Origin of the sequence: Thalassospira profundimaris, from assembly GCF_003326795.1 — a bacterium.
Taxonomy (GTDB): domain Bacteria; phylum Pseudomonadota; class Alphaproteobacteria; order Rhodospirillales; family Thalassospiraceae; genus Thalassospira; species Thalassospira profundimaris_C.
In genome coordinates, this window is sequence record NZ_JPWI01000001.1 from 914,933 (window position 1) to 935,975 (window position 21,043).

Below are 21,043 nucleotides of genomic sequence, written 5' to 3' on the forward strand. Positions count from 1 at the left end.
ATGGTGAGCGACGCCACCGAAAAATGGGTGTTTGGATACGGATCATTGTTATGGCGACCGGGATTTGACTTCACGGAACGCTCGCGCGCGCTTCTGCGCGGTTATCACCGGTCATTCTGTATTTATTCCCACCATTATCGTGGCACACCGGAAAATCCGGGGCTTGTTCTTGGGCTGAATTCCGGTGGGGAATGTGTGGGCAATGCATTTTGTATTGCGCCGGACAACTGGAATGCGGTGAAGGCCTATCTTGATGAGCGCGAGCTTGTCACCAACACCTATATTCCGGCCGATGTCGAAGTCGAACTCCAAGACGGTCGCACAGTGATTGCTCATACCTATGTAGCCGATCCGACCCATCAGCAATATGCCGGGAACCTTCCGGTGCGTACAGCGGTCGAGATCATTGTTGCGGCACATGGAAGAGTTGGCCCCAACCTTGAATATCTGGAAAATACCGTGCTGCATCTTGATGAAATGGGGATTGTTGATCCACCCCTGCATGACCTGATGGATCTTGTTCGCCGCGAATATGGCGAAATCAATATGGGTGCAGGTATCTGATGGCACAGGGTAATGCAACGACGGTAACAACCGGCTCGGCCGGTGACCAGACGCCGATGACAGTCGCCTATCTGATGCTGATCGCATGCGCAATGATGTGGGGGTCAAACCATGTTGTCGCGCGTGGCGTGAACGCAACAGTCCCGTTCGAGGCACTTTCATTCTGGCGCTGGGTGGTGGCGGCGGTCATGCTGTTTCCAGTGTGCTACAAATATCTTGGCCGTGACCTCAGACTGATGGCACAGCACAAGATGTCGATGTTCCTGATCGGCTTTACGGGCGTATTCCTGTTTTCGGTCGTGATTTATCTGGCGGCCTATAATACGACGGCGGTTAATACCGGTCTTCTGAACGCGACAACACCGGTATGGGTGTTGCTGTTTGCATCGGTGCTGAGTGCAGACAAACCCAAATTGGGGCAGTGGGTCGGTGTGCTTGTCGCCGGGGCCGGGACAGCAACCATTATTGCCAAGGGCGATCTGTCGGTTTTTGCGCGGATGGACTTTGTCTCGGGCGATGTCTTCGCAATGATTTCGGCCATGGTATGGGCGGCCTATTCGATGTTGCTCAAACGCGCCCCCAAGGGGGTGCATCCGCTCAGCCTTGTTTTCGTCTCTGCACTGATCGGTTTGTGTTTCCTGACCCCGCTTTATGTCTGGTCGCTTGTGGTCGATGGTGAACCGTTCTTTACCCATCTTGATCCGGCATGGCCTGACATGCTCAAGATCTTCTATATCGGTGCCGGTCCTGCATTCCTTGGCTATCTGTTCTGGAACAAGGGCGTTTCGGTTGTTGGCCCGGCCAATGCCGGCGTGTTCCTGTATTTGATGCCGGTCTTTGCCAGCGTGCTTGCAATCATCTTCCTTGGTGAAGAATTGCATATGTATCATCTGGGCGGGATTGTTCTGATTGCCTTCGGTATCTGGCAGGCGACGCGCAAAAAGCGCACTTAGGAGCCTGTCATCTGAGTAATAAAAAGGCCGGGATGCTCAATGCATCACCGGCCTTTTTGAATTTTGATATCCGCTTTCTAAACAGAACAGCTGTCAGGAAACCTTGTCCGGATCAGCTTCTTTCTGAATGGCTGCTTGCTGTTCTGCTTCCTCGGCGGCGATATCGTCGGATGTCAGCATTGGCAGATTGAATTCCCGCTGTGCCTCGGTTTCAAGCTCGCGCGTGCGGGTGTCGATGCGGGTTTTGATTTCCTTCATGAAGGTCTTGCGATCAAGATCGGGCTCAATCGGTTTCATGAATTCCATCGTGACCAGACCGCCATACTTCATGAAGCTGTGACGCCCCCAGAACATGCCGGAATTCAGTGCGACCGGAATGACCTTGGTTTCGGGGAAGGCTTTATAAAGGGCATAGATGCCCGGATGATAAGGGCGACTTGAACCGGGTGGGGTTCGCGTGCCTTCCGGGAAAATCACGACCTGACGGTTTTCTTTAAGTGCCTTCTCAGCCCCCTTGATCATGTCCTTAAGGGCTGAACCACCTGCCGAGCGATCAACGGCAATCTGACCTGAAAGGGTCAGAAACTGGCCGAAAACAGGAATTCGGGTCAGTTCTTTTTTCAGAATATAGGCCGGGTCCGTCACCACAGTATGGAACGTCAGGGTTTCCCAAGCCGATTGATGCTTGGCGACCAGAATACAGGGCCCTTCCGGCAGATTTTCAAGCCCGGTGATGCGTTTGCGCATGCCAACGGAATAGCGCAGCATGAACTGCACCAGTCGGCACCATGCATGGCCGACAAACTGGTTGGCTTTGCGCCCAAACAGCATCAGCGGAATCAGGCTGAGGCATAAAATCGCGGTGCCGCCGAAAAACAACACGTTAAACAATAACGCGCGGAGGGTTCTCATTCAGAAAAGTCCTTCATACGCCTTGGGCTTTAACCCACTCACATGATCTTGATATTTGCTGTTTTGTAACAGCTATATTGCAATTGGAAAATGCCGATTGTTCAACCGTTTTTGCCCGAAGCATTCGAAGCGGAGTATTCCTGCGGTCCGGGGGGATCACCTTCAAGGTTGCGCAAAGACGGCCGGTCACCATCAGGCAGCCAATGCAGTAACGAGTTCCTGAGGCTTGCAAACATGTATTTGTTGAATTCACTGGCGATCAACGCTGTGCTGCCCGGGAAACGCCACCAGTTTTCAATTTTGACGTTATCGGGGAAGACCGGATGGGGGATGATATCCACGTCCGGCATCAGGCTTCTGAATTCCAGAAGTGATCGTGGCATGTGATAGTTGGCGGTAACAATCCGAAGGCTTTTAAAGCCTTCCTCATAGACCCACACAGCGGTTTCAATCGCATTTCCCCGCGTGTTTTCGGCGACATGCCCCAAAACCACACAGCAGGCAATCAGGCGCGGATCGGATTTGCCGACGGATAAAAGCTCGTCCACCTCGACCCCGCGATAGACCCCGGAAATGAACAGTTTTTCTGCCAGGCCATGGGTCAGTAACCGGCGTCCTTCCGAAAGGCGTTCACTGCCACCGGTCAGAACGACAATTGCGTCGGTACGCTGATTTGGATTTTCAACAGAAACCGGGATCGAATTGACATACCAGACAAATCCTGCGGCCCAGACAAGCCCGCACAAGATCAGCGTCGAAAGCAAAAAGCGAAACCGTCGAAAACGGCGACGGTGCTGCACACTAAGCGGGGGCTTGCTCATCAATGGGTGCCTCGGTAGCGATGCGCGGGCATGTATTCGGATCTCCTGAGATGGCCAAGGCCATGATCTCAAACAAGAAGCAGGTCAGTCACCGGACTATACGGAGCCTTGTGATCCGTTACAACATCCGGTGTAAAACACGCAAAACGGTGCGGGTTGCGGTGATCCCGGCGATCATCGCAACAATAAACGGAATGGCCACGATCAGGGCGATAAAGATCGGGCTCAGGACAAGTGACGGGATTGGCCAGCCTGCACGCAATCCAAGCCAGGCAATCAATGCAGAAACAGGAAGCGCTATCAACAAGCCGATCAGCGCACCGAAAAATGCCAGTCGCTGATTGTGGCGACCGAACTGTTTGGCGATATAGCTATCCTGGGCTCCGATCAGATGCAGCAATTCGATGATGCGATGATGGATCGAAAGGCCCGAACGGGTCGCAAATACAACCGAAAGCATGGTCGCGCCAAACAGCACCACGATCAGAAGCGACAGGGCCAGTTCGACCGAAAAGGCGACGTCGGCAATTCTTTCGATCCATATGCGGTGATCATCAAGCACAGCTTCAGGCGCGATTTCCCCCAAACGCATTTCAAGCGCATCGTAGTTGAAACCGGTTTCCGGAGTGATTTCGATAATACGCGGAATGGGAAGTTCGCTCACCACTTCATCGGGGCCAAGCCATGGTTCAAGGAGGGCCGCCATGGTGTCGGGGCTCAGCTCCTCGATCCGGGCAATGCCTGGAAGGTTGGAAACATCGTCGATGATGGCATCAACAGTTTTCTGAAGCGCTTCTTCGCGTTCTTCCGGTGTCCGGTTTGCAAGTTCGGTCGGGGGAACCTGAATGGACAGGCTGCCTTCGATCTGGCCGGACCATTGACCGACACTGTCATGCAGGGCTGCCAGGCCCACAATCGAAAAGGTCAGCAGCGCAACCATCAAAGCGACGATGCTCGGCAAAAAGCGCGAGGAAGAGTCGCTTTCAAGTGGAAGATGCGATGGGGGTGCGCGAAATGCCATGATCGTGGTTTGGTCCTGTTGATCTGGTTGATCTTGTCGTGATGGTGGTCAGCCGCTATGCGTTACGTCATGCAGTGTACCGCCTTCGAGCAACCATTGCGTATGACCGAAACGTCTGACCAGTTGGCGGTTATGGGTGGCGATCAGGACGGTGGTGCCCAGTTTGTTGAGTTCTTCAAACAGATACAGCAAACGCATGGCGATTCGGTCATCAACGTTCCCGGTCGGTTCATCGGCCAGAAGCAATGCCGGACGACCGATGACCGCGCGCGCAATCGCCACACGCTGTTGCTGGCCGCCCGAAAGACGCGATGGCTGTGCATTGATGTGGTCACCAAGCCCGACCCATTCGAGAAGCTCGGTGACATTCTTGCGGATTTGCAAATCCTCGACCCCGGCAACTCGCAACGGCAAGGCAACGTTTTCGAATGTCGTCAGGTGATTGATCAGGCGGAAATCCTGAAAGACCACGCCGATCTTGCGGCGAATCGCAGGAAGGTCTTCACGCGGGATGCGGATATTGTCGCGTCCGAAAATATTGATTTCACCCCGGGTCTGCCGAAGGGCAAGATATAAAAGGCGCATCAGTGTCGATTTGCCTGCACCGGATGCGCCGGTCAGGAAATGGAAACTGCCGCGACCCAAAGAAAAATTCAGGTCGCGCAAAATTTCCGGTCCGGATTCGTATCGGACCCCGACATTCCTGAAACTGACAACCTCGGTCAAAATCGGTGCTCCATATGGCAGAATGACGGTCTACCTTGGCCTGTGCCATGGCATTTGATCAAGGGTTTCTCTAGGTTCTGACAAGCGCGAAATGCCAATCGGACCTGACAATATCGAAAATGACTGATCCGGTTTACCCGGTTTTCTCATGATTTCGGATGCCATGTTCACCGCCGTTACGCAACGATTAGACACCCAAATCCGGGCAGCTTCTGTTATCTGTACTTAACAGTCTGTTAAATCGCGGCTATTTACATATAGTGTAAGTCACCGCTGACGTGCTTGGGGGATCGTCAGTTGCGTACGTCTTGTTGCCCCCCATGTTTGATGCCGCTGTCATCGAAATGCCAGGTTTGCAATGATCATTACTTGCCCAGAGTGTTCAAAGAAATACTCAGTTAAGACAGAAGCAATCGGTCCCAAGGGCCGAACCGTGCGCTGTAAAAGCTGCGGCAACAGCTGGCATCAGGACCCCCCGGGGGCAAAGAAGCCTGCTCCCCAGGCTGCGAGCGCGCCGGAAAATGATCTTCCGCCACCCTTCAATCAGGAAGGCGCACTCGGTGCTGATTTCAATGCTGATCAGATGGGAAGTGGTCAGGTTGATCCGGGCTTTGAAAATGCTGACAGAATTCCTGATCCGCCCCCCATTCCCCAGCAACTGATTCGGAACAATCCCAAGCCGGAACCGAAAAAGAAGAAGGGTATTATTGGCTGGATCATCTTCCTGTTGCTGATCGGTGGGATCGGCGCGGGTGGTTATTTTGCCAAGGACTACGTCATCAATATGTGGCCGCCGATAGCCAAGGTCTATGACATGATCGGCCTTGATGTGCCGCATGTGGGCGAAGGACTTGATATTCGCGAATTGCCGCCGACCCGTGAAGATGAAGACGGGATTGATGTTCTTGTCGTCCGCGCCGAGATCGTCAATATCGCAGAAGAACCGCGTCCGTTACCGTATCTTTTGATCGAACTTCTTGATCCGCTGGACCGTGTGGTACAGCGCAAAAAGGTTCCGCTGATCTATGACGAGACAAAGGTGACGGCCGGGGCCGAGATGCCGATGGAACAGCAAATGCTGCCCGTTGGCGAAAGCATGACGGTCGAAACCAAAATCCGTCGTCCGAACCCGACGGCCACCCGATTGCAGGTCACCTTCCTTGATCCGCGTGAAGCGGTCGAACCGTAAGGACAGCGACCCGTTAAAATGAAAAAAGGCAGCGTTTCATCGCTGCCTTTTTTGTGCGAAATCGATTGTCCTCGAAGACCGGGTTTCGGGAATCAGAACCGTTTGAGCAACCGGTCGATATATTCCTGTTCGATCTGCGGACGATCCGGGTCGCCAGATCGACGACGAAGTTCCTGCAAAATCCGCCAGGCCCGTTCAAGGGTATTCACATCCGGAATAATGGTGGTGCCATCACCACCCACCGGACGGCCCAGTGGATCGCGACGCCCGGTTCCTTCTAGGTCTTCGAGCATCGGGGCCAACTGGCTTAGGCCCTCAAGGGCACGGCTGATCTCGCCAATGCCCTGTTGAAGGGCCTCCATGGCCTGTCGCTGGAGTTGCAGGGCCTCATGGGACCGATTGTGCCCAAGGGCCTCTGCCGCGCCGCGCATGGCGTCTATGACGGTGTTCATGCCGCTGACCTCACCAAACTGATCGATGCCGGGGCTGTTCATGATCTCGCTGGCGTCATTGGCAAGGCCCTGTTGCTGATTGGCGCGCGGGGCGGGGCCATTCTGCGTCGATGAATTGTCGCCTTCGTTCATCAGGTCCTGTTGTCGGCGGGCCAGGTCGCGCATACCGTCAAGCATCTCGCGCAGGGTGGATGTGATGTCCATTCCGCCTTCGCCGGTCGTGACCTGCATATTTTCAATCAGCTCGCGCAGACGATCAATAAGCTGACGGGCCTGATCACGCGCCCCTGCACGCATCAGGGCATCAATCTGATCAATGATGCGCGACAGGTCCTGTTGCTCCAGGGCGGCGGAGGCCTGTGGCTGCTCTTCTGGTGATTGCGTGCTTTCGCGGGTCAGGGCGGCCAGATATTCATTTAGCGCCTGACGATATTCCTCGATCAACCGGGCAATTTCGCCTTCGGTAATGTCGGGATTTTGTAAGGCTTCAAGCAGGCGTTCCTCGGCCTCCATCAGGTTGCGTTCCGCAATCCCGTAACTTCCGCGTTCGACTTCCTCGGCGATATGCCACAAAAGCCCGGCGACATCCTGATGAACGTCGCGGTTCCCCAGATTTGCAGACAGCCGGTTTTCGGCAACCGACAGCGCAAGGAAGACGCCAATATGACCGTTGAATGCCTGTGGAGCATAAAGAACCGGCAGTATTGCCTGATGCATTTCAAGGGCGCGATCCGGGTGGCGCAACAAGCCGCGCCGGATCGCAATCAGTTTCTGCGCGACCGGATGGTTGAATTCACGTTCGGGCAACATCAAAGACCGGATATCGCTTTGCCCGGTCTGACCGGCATTGTCGCGGGACACCATCTGGATATTGACCGGAAGACCGGCCCAGGGATGGGCAACCAGATCAAGAAAACGCGGACCTTCAATACGGGTCGGCATTGCGGTTTCGCTGATACCTTCGCCACGGATGTCGATGACGATCTGATCAATCGGGCCATATTGATCAAGTGATCCGTCATCCGGTGCCGGGGTGATCACAAGATCAAGCTTCGCCAGTCCATAATCATCATTGGCAAGATAATCCAGACGCACATGATCGCGGCGCGTCACGACGGGGGAACTGACAAAAGACAGGCTTGGGGCGTTGTCGGGCACCAGTTCAATATTCAGCGTCAGACGATCATTGCCCCAGACCGATATGCGCCACTCCCCCGATTGTTCTATGGCAGTCGACAGCACATAGCTGTTTTCGCTGCTTTCGGTGAATGCGCGTTCTCCATCCGGCGCGCTCAGGGTCGGCTGCCAGATGCTTGATATGCTGCCATCAAGTGTTGACCCGGCGGGCACCTGCACAGACATCACGTCACTCGTGGTCGTGTTTCCTGTGATGTTGCCATCGTTTGATGGAACCGTGCCATTCTCCGTACCAATTGCCGCAAAGCGCAGGACCCTTGGAACCTGTCCGGTATAGGCTGGCGGCGTCACCCAAAGGGTCGCGCTGAAATCAGCTGCACCAAGGCGTTGCAACGGACTAAAGGCCTTTGAAAACCGTTCCGGGAAATGATTATGTCCGGCGAACAGGCCAACAAAGAGCACCAGTACGGGAATGGCGGTCAGCCCGAACCGGTCAATCCGTGTAACAGCGGGGACAGGACGGGGCAGGCGCAAATGTTTAAGGGCCGCTTCATGCAAACCCAACTGGCGCTGCCAAAGGAAGCTGGTCAGCGGATCATCGGTTTCGTGGATATGATCTTCGAGACTCTGGAGCGGATTGTTCTCCAGCCTGTTTTCGACTTCGAGCCGGTGCAGGATATCGCGGCGGGTTGGCCAGCGGAAATTTCGCCAGGGTGCTACCACGGCGACCATGGTTGCGACCGACAGTACAGACAGCAAGATGATGTGCCCGGTCGCAGGCAGGAACTCGAACGCGCCGGTAAGGGTAAGTCCGACTGTCAGAAGCACAATCGAAAGTGCCGGTATCAGGCATGGCCACACGGATTCCCAAATCAGGATCATGCGCGTTTTGCGCACATGACTTTCGATCTCGGGATAGGGTGGTATCAACGACATGCGTCTGGTTGTCCGTGATTGCCGACATGTTGCAAATCTGATTGCAACGCTTTCCCTTTAAAACTTGGGGTTTCACAGGTGCGGGTCAAGCTATTCCATCGGATGCGTGGAAATAAAAAGGTGGCCCGCATCATACGGGCCACCTGAAAATCATTCATATGGAATGGCGCAAGCTTACTCGTTACCGAGCCATGCAGGGATTTGATCCATATTGATCAGCTGATCGATTTCCTGACGGGGGCGGACAATCGCAAAATTGTTGCCCTTGACCAGTACCTCGGGCGTCAATGCACGGGTGTTATAGGTCGAGGACATCACCGCGCCATAGGCACCTGCTGACATCACTGCGACCAGATCACCGGCCTTGAGATCATCTGGCAATTTGCGGTCTTTGCCGAATGTGTCGCCGGTTTCGCAAACCGGGCCGACGACGTCGACAGTTGCCTGCACGTCTTCTTCGCCCTGTTCTTCAACCGGGATGATTTCGTGATAGGCGCTGTAAAGCGTCGGACGGATCAGGTCATTCATCGCGGCATCAAGAATGACGAAACGCTTTGCTTCGCCGTCTTTGATATACATGACACGCGACACCATGATCCCGGCATTGCCGGCAATCAGACGACCGGGCTCAAGGGTGATGTGACACCCAAGATGACCGACCGTTTCGCGCACCATCTGGCCATAGGCATCGGGAAGCGGCGGCGTTTCGCCCTGATAGGCGATGCCAAGGCCGCCACCCAGATCAAGATTGCGGATATGGATGCCTTCGGAACGAAGTTGCTCGACCAGCCCCGCCAGACGGGTGAATGCCTCGCGGAACGGGGTCAGATCGGTCAACTGTGAGCCGATATGCATCGCAATGCCGGTAACCTCGATACCATCCATGGCTGCGGCATCACGGTAAACCTCGATCGCGCGGGTCCAGTCGATGCCGAATTTGTTTTCGGCCTTGCCGGTCGCGATCTTTTCGTGGGTTTTGGCATCGACATGCGGATTGATGCGTAGCGCAATGCGCGCCTTTTTGCCCATTTCGATGGCAACACGGTTCAGTTCAACCAGTTCCGGGATGCTTTCGACATTGATTTGCGCAATGTCGGCCTCAAGAGCTTCGCGCATTTCTGCGTCTGCCTTGCCAACGCCCGAAAAGATGATCTTGGCGGGATCAATTCCTGCACGCAGGGCGCGGCGCATTTCACCAACCGATACCACGTCGGCACCGGCACCAAGATTGCCCAGTGTTTTCAGCACAGCCTGATTGGAGTTTGCCTTCACAGCAAAGCATACAGTGGCATCAAGCCCCTCGAACGCGTCGGCATAAACCTTGTAGTGGCGCTCAAGCGTTGCCGTCGAATAGCAGAAAAACGGCGTACCAACTTTATCCGCCATTTCGGGGATCGAAACGCCTTCGGCGTGAAGCACGCCATCAATATATTCAAAATGGTTCATTTGGCGGGGTAGTCCCTTGGATATTCGTTGCCTTTTTCGGTCGGCGGTTCAAGCGGGCCTTTTTTGCCGCAAGCTACCACCGAAAGACCCAGCATGACTGCCAGTGTGATCACGATGCCGCGTTTAAGCAAAGCAGGGGTCATTTCATAAACCTTTCCTTTGCAGCCTTGACCGATTCCTTGACGCGCACCGGTGCGGTGCCGCCAAAGCTCTGGCGGGCGGCAACAGATGCCTCGACGGTCAGGACGTCATAAACTGCATTGGTGATCTTTGGTTCGATCCCCTGAAGGTCTTCAAGGGGCAGCTGATCAAGATCGCATCCCTTGGACTCGGCCAGCTTCACAGTTGCGCCAACCACATGATGGGCATCGCGGAACGGCATGCCAAGCTCGGCCACCAGCCAGTCGGCAAGGTCGGTTGCAGTGGTGTAACCGGCACCGGCAGCGGCGCGCATGTTATCGGCAAAGACTTTCATGTCAGCGACCATGCCGGTCATGGCAGCAACGCACAGACCCAGATGGTCGTGGGCCTCGAAAACCGGTTCCTTGTCTTCTTGCATGTCTTTGGAATAGGCCAGCGGAAGGCCCTTCATCGACAACATCAGGGAATTATAGCAACCAACGATACGTCCGATTTTCGAACGGATCAGTTCGGCGGCGTCCGGGTTACGTTTCTGCGGCATGATCGAGGAGCCGGTCGAGAACTTGTCGGACATGCCGATAAAGCGGAACTGTGCCGAACACCAGATGACCATTTCCTCGGCCAGACGCGACAGATGCATCGCAGCAATCGAGGCTGCGTTAAGATATTCGAGTGCAAAGTCACGATCCGATACCGCATCAAGCGAGTTCGCCGTCGGACGATCAAAGCCAAGCGCGCTTGCCGTCATGTGACGGTCAATCGGATAAGGTGTGCCTGCAAGGGCGGCTGAACCCAACGGGTTTTCATTTACGCGCGTCCGGCAATCGGCGACACGGCCACGGTCACGGCCAAACATTTCCACATAGGCCAGAAGATGATGGCCAAAGGTCACCGGCTGGGCTGCCTGCAGATGGGTAAAGCCCGGCATGATGGTTTCGGCATGGGTTTCGGCCTGCGTAATCAGCGCTTCCTGAAGGCCCTTGAGACCGGCCTCAAGATCGGCAAGTGCAACATCGCGAACCCAGAGTTTGAAGTCGGTTGCGACCTGATCATTGCGCGAGCGTGCGGTATGAAGACGACCTGCTGCCGGACCGATCAGATCGCGCAGGCGGCTTTCGACATTCATGTGAATATCTTCAAGCGCGCTCGAGAATTTGAACTGCCCGCTCTCGATTTCCTGAAGGATCTGGTCTAGACCATTGGTAATCTTTTCGCCATCTTCTGCGGGGATGATGTTCTGCTTGACCAGCATCGCGCAGTGGGCTTTGGAGCCCTGAATGTCCTGGGCATAAAGGCGTTTGTCAAAACCGATGGAAGCATTGATTTCTTCCATGATGGCTGACGGGCCTGCTTCAAAGCGACCTCCCCACAGGGAGTTGGCGTTTTTCTGGTCGGTGGCGTTTTGGTCGGTCATCTTGATCCGCAGTCTTGGAAAGGTGAGTGTTGTGAAGACATTGCTTCGTTACGTAAAACTTGGCGTGATTGTCGCCATATCGGGCATTTATGCAACCCCTGCCTTTGCAGATACGCAATTCCCGCAAGAACTTTCAAAGATGGTTGCCCCGTCTGATGACGGTTCTTTGCCCGACGGGATCACATTTGTCGATCAAAAAGATGGGGAAATCCCGCTTAACAGCCTGAAGGGAAAGGTTGTTCTGGTTAATCTGTGGGCGACATGGTGTGTTCCATGCGTCAAGGAAATGCCAGAACTCGACAGTCTTGCTGCGCAGATGGATGGCAAGGCGTTCCGTGTTCTGGCACTCAGTCAGGACCGCGGTGGTGCCGCTGCCGTTACGGAATTCTTTGAAAAGAATGGAATCGACAATCTTGATGTGGTGCTTGATCCGCGCGGTGCGACCGCGCGCAAGATGGGGGCACGCGGTCTTCCGACCAGCTTTGTGATTGATGGCAACGGTGTTATTCGCGGTAAACTCGAAGGCATCGCGCAATGGGATGCACCCGATGTCATTTCCTATTTCAATGACCTGATTGATCAGACCTCGTAACGCGTGTTGACCACAGGCCTTACGCCCTGTTTTCAAGCAGGGCAAGGACCTGTTCGATATTTGGTGCGGCATCGGCCGCACCGTTGCGCGTGGTGGCAAGTGCGCCGGTCGCACAGGCGAAACGCACGGCATCGGGTAATGACTGACCACCATGCAGGGCAACCGCAAGTCCCGCGTTAAAGCAATCACCTGCACCCACCGTGTCTATGGCGTTGACCGAAAAGGACGGCACCATTCCTGACTGACTATTTCCAGACTGGCCATCTCCAGATTGACCATCGGCGGAATAGAATGCGCCATCGCCGCCCATTTTGATGATGACGGTCTTTGGGCCCATTTCATGAAGTGCGTTGGCTGCCTGCTGTGCGCTTTTGGTGTCAACCGGATCAATACCGGTCATGACGCGGCATTCGCTGCTATTGGGGGTGACAATATCGGTCAATGCCAGCAGGTCGCGCATCACCATGTGATCCTGCACCGGAGCCGGATCAAGAATGACCTTCGCGCGTCCTTCGCGGGCATATTTGATTGCGCAATCCACTGCCACCACCGGGCATTCCAGCTGTAAAAGCAGATAGTTACAATCGCGCAGAGACTCCTGTTTGTCATGCAGGTCCGCACGGGTCATGGTCATATTGGCACCGCCGACCACAGTGATCATGTTTTCACCGGACTCATCAATTGAAATCAATGCTATCCCGGTCTGAGCTGCGTCAGCCATGATCAGATGATTGGTATCGAGCCCTTCGGCGGCAAGCGTTTCAATCAGTTGTCGGCCCAGTGCGTCGTCGCCGATTTTGGATATGAAAACAGGGGAAACCCCCAGCCGCGCAACGGCAAGTGCCTGATTGCATCCTTTGCCACCCGGGCCGGATATGTATTCCTTTGCTGCAACGGTCTGGCCGGGTTGTGGAAATTTTGCAACGCGCGCAGCAAAATCAATGTTTGAGCTTCCAACAACGACAATACTCATGGTCTATCCAAATGGTAGAAAACTAATACCTCACAATGATATTGGCACTAGATCATTGGTTTAAAGAAGCTTGCGGATTAAATTGGTTGTTTTGCAGGTAAAAACGTCAACTGCAGCGACAGATCTCCGCAAGAAGTGCAATTTCATATAGGATCCCTATTGTCAGGATGGCGTAAATTCACTTGCCAGTGCGGCATAAAGACGGCGGAATTTGGCAAAGCGGGGCTGATAGGAGGCATGCCGCGCCGGATCGGGCTCAATCACTTCCTCGATCGCCGGTTTCTTGCAAACATCTTCGACAGGTTCCTGTGTCAAAGCCAGTCGGGCAAGACGTGCTGCACCAAATGCCGGGCCCTTTGCCGCACCCTCGTAACGTGCGAGCGGGGTGCCCATAATGTCCGAAATCAGCTGAATCCAGTATCGGCTGCGTGCGCCACCACCGATCACACCGGGCAATTCACAACGGGTTCCGGCAGCATGCAGCCGTGATTGCGCATCGCTGAGCGCAAAGGCAACGCCCTCAAGCACCGATTGCACCATGGCTTCGCGGTTTGTGTCACTGCCCAGTCCGAAAAACACGCCACGGGCATAGGGATTATTGTGCGGTGTACGTTCACCGTTGAGGTAAGGCAAAAACAGAATATCCGATGGTGCGTTGTGCTGGGCCTCGACCCTTGCAAGCAAAGCGCCAATATCGCTTTCACCCAGAAGCCTTGCCACCCATTGCAGGCAGCTGGCTCCATTAAGCAGGACCGCCATCTGGAACCAGTGACCCGGAATGGCATGGGTGAAGCTGTGCAGGAGTTCTTCGGGTTTGGGTCGGTATCTGTCCGAGGCGACAAAGATCTGCGATGACGTCCCAAGCGAGATAAAGCCATCCCCGTGACGCACAGCACCGACACCGATCCCCCCGGTTGCGGCATCGCCGCCGCCACCGGCAATGATCACCCCGGCAGTCATGCCCCAACGATCTGCAAGGTCACGGCGCAATGTGCCGGTGACATCCGATCCTTCGACAAGTTTGGGCAATTGGTCCATTAAAAGCCCGCAAGCCTCGATAGCGGCTTCGTTCCAGCTGCGGCTTTCTTCATCAAGCCAAAGCGTACCTGCGGCATCGGACATTTCGGTGACCTTGTCACCCGAAAGGCAAAACCGGATATAGTCCTTGGGCAGCAGAATGGTTCTGACCTTTGCAAACAGCTCGGGTTCGTGCTTTTGAAGCCAGATCATCTTGGGGGCAGTCATGCCGGGCATGGTGGCAACACCGGCCCGAAGCCCCAGATCGGGCAGGGCAGCATCAAGCGCGTCACATTCCTTCTTGGCGCGCCCGTCATTCCACAGGATCGCAGGACGAAGCGGCATATCGTCTTCGCCAAGCAATGTTGCACCATGCATTTGCCCTGACAGGCCAATGGCGCGTGTCACGGCAAGCGCACCGGGATTTTGGCGATGCAATGCGTCGATGGCACGCAGGGTCGCGTCCCACCAGTCCGCCGGGTTCTGTTCGCTCCAGAACGGGTGCGGGTTGGAAACGGACAAAGGGATATCAGTCTCGGCGACGGTTGCCGAGTTTTCGTCGATCAGCAGTGCCTTGACGGCTGATGTACCAACATCAATCCCGAGAAACATGCTTGGACTGCCTCCAGACTTCTTTTGTCATTTGATCCCGGCATCACATCTGTGCGGGTTGCAAGAGCTGTATTCCAGTGGCTTGACGGATCGATTGCAACAAAAAAAGCCGCTGATTTTCACAACGGCTTTTAATTTGAAAATGCGAATGTTTTAAAGCAGTCCCTAGCGGGTCGGGACCGGCTCATCACCGCTATAGTCATAGAAGCCACGGCCAACCTTGCGGCCAAGCCATCCGGCTTCGACATATTTGACCAGCAGCGGGCAAGGGCGATACTTGGTATCTGCCAGACCGTCATGCAGGACATGCATGATCGAAAGACAGGTATCCAGACCAATAAAGTCAGCCAGTTGCAGCGGACCCATCGGATGGTTCGCACCCAGACGCATTGCCGTGTCGATGGATTCGACGTTACCCACACCTTCATAAAGGGTGTAGATCGCCTCGTTGATCATCGGCAGAAGGATACGGTTGACGATGAAAGCCGGGAAATCTTCCGCACTTGCCGTGTCTTTGCCCAGTTTCTTGGTCAGTTCATGAATGGTGCGATAGGTGGTCTCATCGGTGGCAATACCACGGATCAGCTCCACCAGCTTCATCAGCGGCACCGGGTTCATGAAGTGCATACCCATGAATTTCGCTGGGCGGTCGGTATAGGACGCCAGACGGGTCACCGAGATCGAGGAAGTGTTGGTCGCGATGATGGCTTCCGGGCCAAGAACCGGGCAAAGAGCCTTGAAGATCTGTTTCTTGATTTCTTCATTCTCGGTTGCCGCTTCGATCACCAGATCGCAATCCGAAAGGAAGCTGTATTCCGTTCCGGTTGAGACGCGGGCAAGAGCTGCGTCTTTTTGCGCTGCGGTAATCAGCTCTTTTTTGACCTGGCGGTCCATGTTCTTGTCCATCACGCCGATGGCCTTATCAAGGGCATCTTGCGAGATGTCGAGAATTCGGACGTCGTAACCGGCAATCGCGATCACATGTGCAATGCCATTGCCCATTTGACCGGCGCCGATCACGCCAATGGTTTTGATATCTTCCAACGAAGCCATTTGTTCCCCACTCGTCCCCTAGGGTCAAAACAATAGAATTCACTGTTTTGACCCTAATTGGGATCAGATTATTTGTCGAGTTCACTCGCCAGAGCGGGAAGGGCTTCGAACAGGTCAGCGACAAGTCCGTAATCAGCTACCGAGAAGATCGGCGCTTCTTCGTCCTTGTTGATCGCGACAATGACCTTGCTGTCCTTCATGCCGGCAAGGTGCTGAATAGCACCTGAAATGCCTACAGCAATGTATAGCTGCGGTGCAACAACTTTGCCGGTCTGACCGACCTGCCAGTCGTTCGGAGCGTATCCGGCATCAACCGCAGCGCGCGAAGCGCCAATGGCAGCGCCGAGTTTGTCGGCAATCGGCTCGATCAGGTGGAAGTTTTCACCTGAACCCATGCCGCGACCGCCAGAAATGACAACGCTGGCTGCGGTCAGTTCCGGACGTTCCGACTCGGTCAGTTCCTGACCAACGAAGCTGGATTTACCGGCATCGGCAACAACAGCAACGTCTTCGATGGCAGCAGAGCCGCCCTCGGCTGCAACCGGATCAAAGCCCGTGGTACGAACAGTGATCAGTTTCAGCGGGTCAGACGACTGAACGGTCGCCATCGCGTTACCGGCATAGATCGGACGGACAAAGGTATCGGCACTTTCGACATCGGTGATGTCGGAAATCTGCGCGACGTCCTTCAATGCTGCAACGCGCGGCATGAAGTTTTTGCCCGAGGTCGAAGCCGGAACCAGAATGTGGCTGTAACCTTCGGCAAGTTCGGTCACAAGACCGGCCATGTTTTCAGCCAGGAAATGGCCATAGGCGGCGTTATCTGCAACCAGAACCTTGGAGACACCGGCAACCTTTGCGGCTGCTTCGGCTACACCGCGGCAGTTTTCACCAGCAACGAGGATGGCAATGTCGCCACCGATCTTCTGGGCTGCGGCAACGGTGTTCAGCGTGCCACCCTTAAGTTCGGTATTGTCGTGTTCGGCAATAACAAGAATGCTCATTTGATTGATCCCCGCTTAGATTACTTTTGCTTCGTTGCGGAGCTTGTCGACAAGCTCTGCGACGTCGGCAACTTTGACACCTGCCTGACGTGCCGGCGGTTCCGTCACTTTCAGGGTTTTCAGGCGCGGCGCGGTATCAACACCAAGGTCGGCCGGGCTCAGGGTGTCGAGCGGCTTTTTCTTGGCTTTCATGATGTTTGGCAGCGACGCATAACGCGGCTCGTTGAGACGCAGGTCGGTGGTGACGATTGCCGGAAGATCAAGCTTGACGGTTTCAAGACCGCCATCAACTTCACGGGTAACGTCGAGTTTGCCGTCAGCAACGGCAACCTTGGATGCGAAAGTGCCCTGCGGCCAATCCAGCAAAGCAGCCAGCATCTGGCCAGTCTGGTTGGCGTCGTCGTCAATTGCCTGTTTGCCGAGGATCACAAGATCCGGGCTTTCCTTGGCAACGACTTCCTTCAGGAGTTTTGCGACGGCAAGCGGCTGAAGCTCATCCTCGGTTTCGACCAGAATGCCGCGATCGGCACCCATGGCAAGGGCGGTGCGCAGGGTCTCCTGGCACTGTTTAACGCCGAGCGATACAGCAACCACTTCGGTCGCAGTACCTGCCTCCTTGAGGCGGACAGCCTCTTCAACGGCGATTTCGTCAAACGGGTTCATGGACATTTTGACGTTGTTCAATTCAACGCCAGACTGGTCCTGTTTGACTCGGATCTTGACGTTGTAATCCACAACGCGCTTAACGGCGACAAGAACCTTCATGACAGACCTGTTCGTTTTGTTGTCGAAACTATGGGCTTTGGCGCCCTGCCGGGGCAGTTCGCTGCGGGCCCGCATGTTACTGTTTTCCCCGCGATGCACAATAGGGGGTGCTACGCAGGTTGTCAATTTACGTAAAGGTGTTGACGTTAACGACAACTTCTTCACTGAATTTTTGATGCCCTTCGCGACCTTGATACGGCACAAATCCGCCGATTAACAGGGATTTATCCAAAAAAAATCGTCAGCGCGTCAGTCCGGGTTGCCACAAAATATCATCCTTGCCACCGTTATTGGCATGGCGGGCCAGGACAAACATGTGGTCCGAAAGCCGGTTGATATAGCGCACACACTCCGGATTGATGGTCTCGATTCCGGCAAGTTCGACAATAAGCCGTTCCGCACGCCGTGAAACTGTCCGCGCGACGTGAAGCTGTGCCGAAAGCGCACTGCCCCCGGGCAGAACGAACGATTTCAACGGATCCAGTTCGGCATTGATCTGGTCGATCTCGTTTTCAAGGCGTTCGGTCTGTCTGGCGATGATCCGCAAGGCAGGCTGTTCGGGGTTATCATCGCTGCCATCGCCCGGCGTGCAAAGATCGGCACCCAGATCAAACAGATCGTTCTGGATTCGCGCCAGCATGGCATCAATCTCGCCGTCGGCATGCAGGCGGGCAACACCGATCACGGAATTGGTTTCGTCAACGGTGCCATAGGCCTCAACCCGGACGGAGTTTTTGGGAACCCGCGTGCCGTTGCCAAGGGCCGTTTTGCCCTTGTCGCCGGATTTTGTGTAGATGCGTGTCAATTGAACCATGTGCTGTCCGTTATATTCGTATCGTTTGTGGGTGGATAAGTCGTGAATGGCAGATGCCTATTTGCCAAGCGCCATCAATGACAGGATGAACAAAAGCAGCAAGGCAACCGCCTGAAGCAGGACGCGAAGCTGCATCAGTTTATTTGATTTGCGTGCATCCTTGCCCCGTGCCATCGAAATGATGCCCATCACCAGAACGCCTGCGACTGCAGCCATCGCAAGCAGCGCACCAATCTGCAAAAATGCTGTCATTTTTGTTCTTCCCTGTCTTTGCCTGCGGATTTTTGCCGGAAACCGGTTTGTCCGGTTGTCTTAAGGGGCAATGTCCACCAGCCGGATTTATTGATCTTGTATCTTGGGTGGCGACATGCTGCGCCAAACCGGTTGTGCTGGCAACCGGCGGATCGGAAGTTTTCGTAATTACCTGGCAGGATCATTTTCAGTCGGGGCAAAGTCGCGGCGATCAATTTTGAATTTCTTGATACGCGATGCCAGCGTGGTCGGTTTAATGTCCAGCAAGGCGGCGGCCCCGTTTGTCCCGAAAATCTTGCCGCGCGTCTCGGTCAGGGCGCGGATGATATTGTGATATTCGGTTTGCCGCAGGTCCTCACGCGTCATAATGGTCTTCTCGGGCGTCGCATCCTTGTCCGCCTTGGGCGAGGAGGGCGGTTTTCTGCCATCCCGTGAGGTGACGTCGGGCAGGTCAAAATGCAGCTTGCCATCATGGGCCAGAATGGCGGCGCGCTCGATAACATTTTCAAGTTCGCGCGCATTTCCCGGCCAGCCATAATTTTGCAAGACATGAACCTGTCCCTTGGTCAGGGTTGGCTGGGCGATATTCAGGCGCTGACAGATATTGCGCAGGAAGTGGGCGGCAAGTGGCGGGATGTCGTCGGGGCGTTCGCGTAACGGACGGCATTCAATCGGGAAGACGTTCAGCCGGAAATAAAGGTCTTCGCGGAAACGTCCCTGTCTCACTTCTTCCTTAAGGTCGCGGTTGGTGGCGGCAATCAGGCGGACATTGACCTCGCGGGTGCGTTCCTCGCCGATGCGTTCGAATTTCTGGTCTTGCAGAACGCGAAGTAGCTTTCCCTGTAGCTCCAGCGGGATTTCGCCAACCTCGTCAAGAAACAGTGTCCCGCCGTCTGCCAGTTCGAATCGCCCGACGCGGTCGCGAATGGCCCCGGTAAAGGCACCGCGGACATGGCCGAAAAACTCGCTTTCAAACAGTTCATGGGGAATGGCCGCACAGTTGACGCGCACCAGAACGCGATCAGACCGTGTGCTTGCCTGATGGATGGCGCGCGCGATCAGCTCCTTACCAGTGCCGGATTCGCCGGTGATCAGAACGTTGGCGTCGGTCGGGGCGACCAGATCAATCTGCTTGAGCGCGCCCTGAATGGCATCTGACTGTCCGATGATTTCATGGTGGTTGTTGGTCGACAGGATTTCTTCCTGAAGATAGGCGTTTTCGAGCTCAAGCCGTTCGCGCAGCCGGTCGACCTCGGCCAGGGCGGCATGCAGTTTTTCTTCGGCGATTTTACGTTCAGTAATGTCGCGGAACACAATCACGGCGCCAATCACAAGCCCATGATCACGAATAGGGGTCGATGTATATTCAACCCGGATCGGTTTTCCGTCGCTGCGCCAGAACACTTCATCATCAACCCGGCGGACAATGCCTTCACGGAATGCATTGTAAATCGGGCAGTGTTGCGCGTGATAGGGTTCGCCATCCATATGGGAATGGTGAATGATCGAATGGATTTCCTTGCCGACAAGTTCCTCTGCTGTCCATCCCAGCATGCGCTCGGCTGCGGGATTCACAAAGGTTGTGACACCGTCTGAATTGACACCATAGATACCCTCGCCAGCAGCCCCGAGGATCAGCTGGTTTTCACGTTCGATCTCGCGGAAAAAGCGTTCTGCCCGACGCCATTCAGATATGCCTTCACGAAGATAGTCATCCGCCTCGGAATCGACATCGCGGCGATGGCGCGCATCAAGATCGGAAATGGTTACGGTCAGATATTCCTCGTCACCAAGCATGATGGCGCGGGCTTCATGTTCAAGTTTGAGCTCGGTGCCATCCGGTCGGGTCAGGTCCAGCCCGCGGGTCCAGGCGAAACCGTGATAGAGCGCTGCCTGACTAAAGACGACCAGACTTGGCACCTGACCTTTGTGCAGTGCGCTCATTCGTGATGACTTCAGCTCGTCAATGCTGCGTCCCAGCAATTTTGCCGCAGCCTCATTGGCAAAAACGATGCTGTCGGTTTTCGGATGAACCAGAATTGTCGGATGTGTATGCGCCAGCAGAGCATGCAGATGCAGTGGCTCCAAAGACATTGAGACTGACTGGTTTATGTCGAGGGTCATACGAATTTCCTACGATAATTCGTAATTAATCTACGAATTATCGTAAATTACGATTTTTCGTATGTGTTGAGATTGCCCGCGATTCTCCCGCGAGTCCAGTGTTTTCAACAAGAATGCCGCGCCGC

General features: G+C 54.8%; 20 protein-coding genes. 4 read left to right on the forward strand and 16 right to left on the reverse strand.

Translation table 11 applies throughout. The features are described from left to right. Both TH30_RS04185 and TH30_RS04190 read left to right on the forward strand, forming a co-directional pair. A complete protein-coding gene (locus tag TH30_RS04185) occupies positions 1 to 564 on the forward strand; it encodes a gamma-glutamylcyclotransferase (protein ID WP_258548602.1) in 564 nt (187 codons plus the stop codon). Further along, complete coding sequence (locus TH30_RS04190; RefSeq protein ID WP_114096780.1) at positions 564 to 1,517, forward strand: DMT family transporter; 954 nt, start codon at positions 564 to 566, stop codon at positions 1,515 to 1,517. Before TH30_RS04185 ends, TH30_RS04190 begins: the two co-directional genes overlap by 1 nt. A gap of 93 nt (positions 1,518 to 1,610) precedes the next feature. Here the strand turns inward: TH30_RS04190 and TH30_RS04195 are convergent, their stop codons facing one another. The 4 genes from TH30_RS04195 to ftsE all read right to left on the reverse strand — a co-directional run bounded on the left by TH30_RS04195 (position 1,611) and on the right by ftsE (position 4,997). Next, on the reverse strand, positions 1,611 to 2,429 hold the full coding sequence (locus tag TH30_RS04195) for a lysophospholipid acyltransferase family protein (RefSeq protein WP_114096781.1): 819 nt from the start codon (positions 2,427 to 2,429) through the stop codon (positions 1,611 to 1,613). A 101-nt stretch (positions 2,430 to 2,530) separates the two neighbouring features. After that, positions 2,531 to 3,250: a YdcF family protein gene (locus tag TH30_RS04200; RefSeq protein ID WP_114096782.1), complete on the reverse strand. Its 720-nt coding sequence runs from the start codon at positions 3,248 to 3,250 to the stop codon at positions 2,531 to 2,533. Between the two features lie 118 nt (positions 3,251 to 3,368). Beyond that, positions 3,369 to 4,271 carry a cell division protein FtsX gene (locus TH30_RS04205; RefSeq protein ID WP_114096783.1) on the reverse strand — a complete coding sequence of 301 codons (903 nt, stop codon included), beginning with the start codon at positions 4,269 to 4,271 and terminating at the stop codon, positions 3,369 to 3,371. 48 nt (positions 4,272 to 4,319) lie between these two features. Continuing rightward, positions 4,320 to 4,997, reverse strand: coding sequence for a cell division ATP-binding protein FtsE (ftsE, locus tag TH30_RS04210; RefSeq protein ID WP_114096784.1), 678 nt, complete (start codon positions 4,995 to 4,997; stop codon positions 4,320 to 4,322). A 358-nt stretch (positions 4,998 to 5,355) separates the two neighbouring features. On the opposite strand from ftsE, the gene TH30_RS04215 reads away from it, so the two are divergent. After that, positions 5,356 to 6,186 (forward strand): DUF3426 domain-containing protein, encoded by an 831-nt coding sequence (locus TH30_RS04215; RefSeq protein WP_114096785.1) that lies wholly within the window; start codon positions 5,356 to 5,358, stop codon positions 6,184 to 6,186. A 92-nt stretch (positions 6,187 to 6,278) separates the two neighbouring features. Here the strand turns inward: TH30_RS04215 and TH30_RS04220 are convergent, their stop codons facing one another. From TH30_RS04220 to argH, 4 genes are all read right to left on the reverse strand, one after another. After that, positions 6,279 to 8,711 (reverse strand): DUF4175 domain-containing protein, encoded by a 2,433-nt coding sequence (locus TH30_RS04220; RefSeq protein ID WP_114096786.1) that lies wholly within the window; start codon positions 8,709 to 8,711, stop codon positions 6,279 to 6,281. Between the two features lie 174 nt (positions 8,712 to 8,885). After that, a complete protein-coding gene (gene lysA / locus TH30_RS04225) occupies positions 8,886 to 10,157 on the reverse strand; it encodes a diaminopimelate decarboxylase (protein ID WP_114096787.1) in 1,272 nt (423 codons plus the stop codon). Continuing rightward, positions 10,154 to 10,300, reverse strand: coding sequence for an LPS translocon maturation chaperone LptM (lptM, locus tag TH30_RS22060; RefSeq protein ID WP_181850149.1), 147 nt, complete (start codon positions 10,298 to 10,300; stop codon positions 10,154 to 10,156). The genes lysA and lptM overlap by 4 nt, the downstream gene beginning before the upstream one ends. Then, complete coding sequence (argH, locus tag TH30_RS04230) at positions 10,297 to 11,712, reverse strand: argininosuccinate lyase (protein ID WP_114096788.1); 1,416 nt, start codon at positions 11,710 to 11,712, stop codon at positions 10,297 to 10,299. The genes lptM and argH overlap by 4 nt, the downstream gene beginning before the upstream one ends. A gap of 31 nt (positions 11,713 to 11,743) precedes the next feature. Between argH and TH30_RS04235 the strand changes: the two genes are divergently transcribed. Next, positions 11,744 to 12,304: a TlpA disulfide reductase family protein gene (locus TH30_RS04235; RefSeq protein ID WP_114096910.1), complete on the forward strand. Its 561-nt coding sequence runs from the start codon at positions 11,744 to 11,746 to the stop codon at positions 12,302 to 12,304. Between the two features lie 19 nt (positions 12,305 to 12,323). On the opposite strand, the gene rbsK is transcribed toward TH30_RS04235, so the two are convergent. The 8 genes from rbsK to TH30_RS04275 all read right to left on the reverse strand — a co-directional run bounded on the left by rbsK (position 12,324) and on the right by TH30_RS04275 (position 20,918). Continuing rightward, positions 12,324 to 13,277 (reverse strand): ribokinase, encoded by a 954-nt coding sequence (gene rbsK / locus TH30_RS04240; protein WP_114096789.1) that lies wholly within the window; start codon positions 13,275 to 13,277, stop codon positions 12,324 to 12,326. A gap of 162 nt (positions 13,278 to 13,439) precedes the next feature. Next, positions 13,440 to 14,906, reverse strand: coding sequence for a xylulokinase (xylB, locus tag TH30_RS04245; protein WP_114096790.1), 1,467 nt, complete (start codon positions 14,904 to 14,906; stop codon positions 13,440 to 13,442). Positions 14,907 to 15,071: 165 nt separating this feature from the next. Next, entirely contained in the window at positions 15,072 to 15,959 is an 888-nt protein-coding gene (locus TH30_RS04250) for a 3-hydroxybutyryl-CoA dehydrogenase (RefSeq protein ID WP_114096791.1), read from the reverse strand. A gap of 68 nt (positions 15,960 to 16,027) precedes the next feature. Then, positions 16,028 to 16,963 carry an electron transfer flavoprotein subunit alpha/FixB family protein gene (locus TH30_RS04255; protein WP_114096792.1) on the reverse strand — a complete coding sequence of 312 codons (936 nt, stop codon included), beginning with the start codon at positions 16,961 to 16,963 and terminating at the stop codon, positions 16,028 to 16,030. A 15-nt stretch (positions 16,964 to 16,978) separates the two neighbouring features. After that, positions 16,979 to 17,728, reverse strand: coding sequence for an electron transfer flavoprotein subunit beta/FixA family protein (locus TH30_RS04260; RefSeq protein WP_101245387.1), 750 nt, complete (start codon positions 17,726 to 17,728; stop codon positions 16,979 to 16,981). Between the two features lie 241 nt (positions 17,729 to 17,969). Further along, on the reverse strand, positions 17,970 to 18,542 hold the full coding sequence (locus TH30_RS04265; protein WP_114096793.1) for a cob(I)yrinic acid a,c-diamide adenosyltransferase: 573 nt from the start codon (positions 18,540 to 18,542) through the stop codon (positions 17,970 to 17,972). 57 nt (positions 18,543 to 18,599) lie between these two features. Further along, on the reverse strand, positions 18,600 to 18,794 hold the full coding sequence (locus TH30_RS04270) for a twin transmembrane helix small protein (RefSeq protein ID WP_114096794.1): 195 nt from the start codon (positions 18,792 to 18,794) through the stop codon (positions 18,600 to 18,602). A gap of 168 nt (positions 18,795 to 18,962) precedes the next feature. Further along, positions 18,963 to 20,918, reverse strand: a complete 1,956-nt coding sequence (locus tag TH30_RS04275) for a sigma 54-interacting transcriptional regulator (protein ID WP_114096795.1) — start codon at positions 20,916 to 20,918, stop codon at positions 18,963 to 18,965. Positions 20,919 to 21,043: the final 125 nt, after the last annotated feature.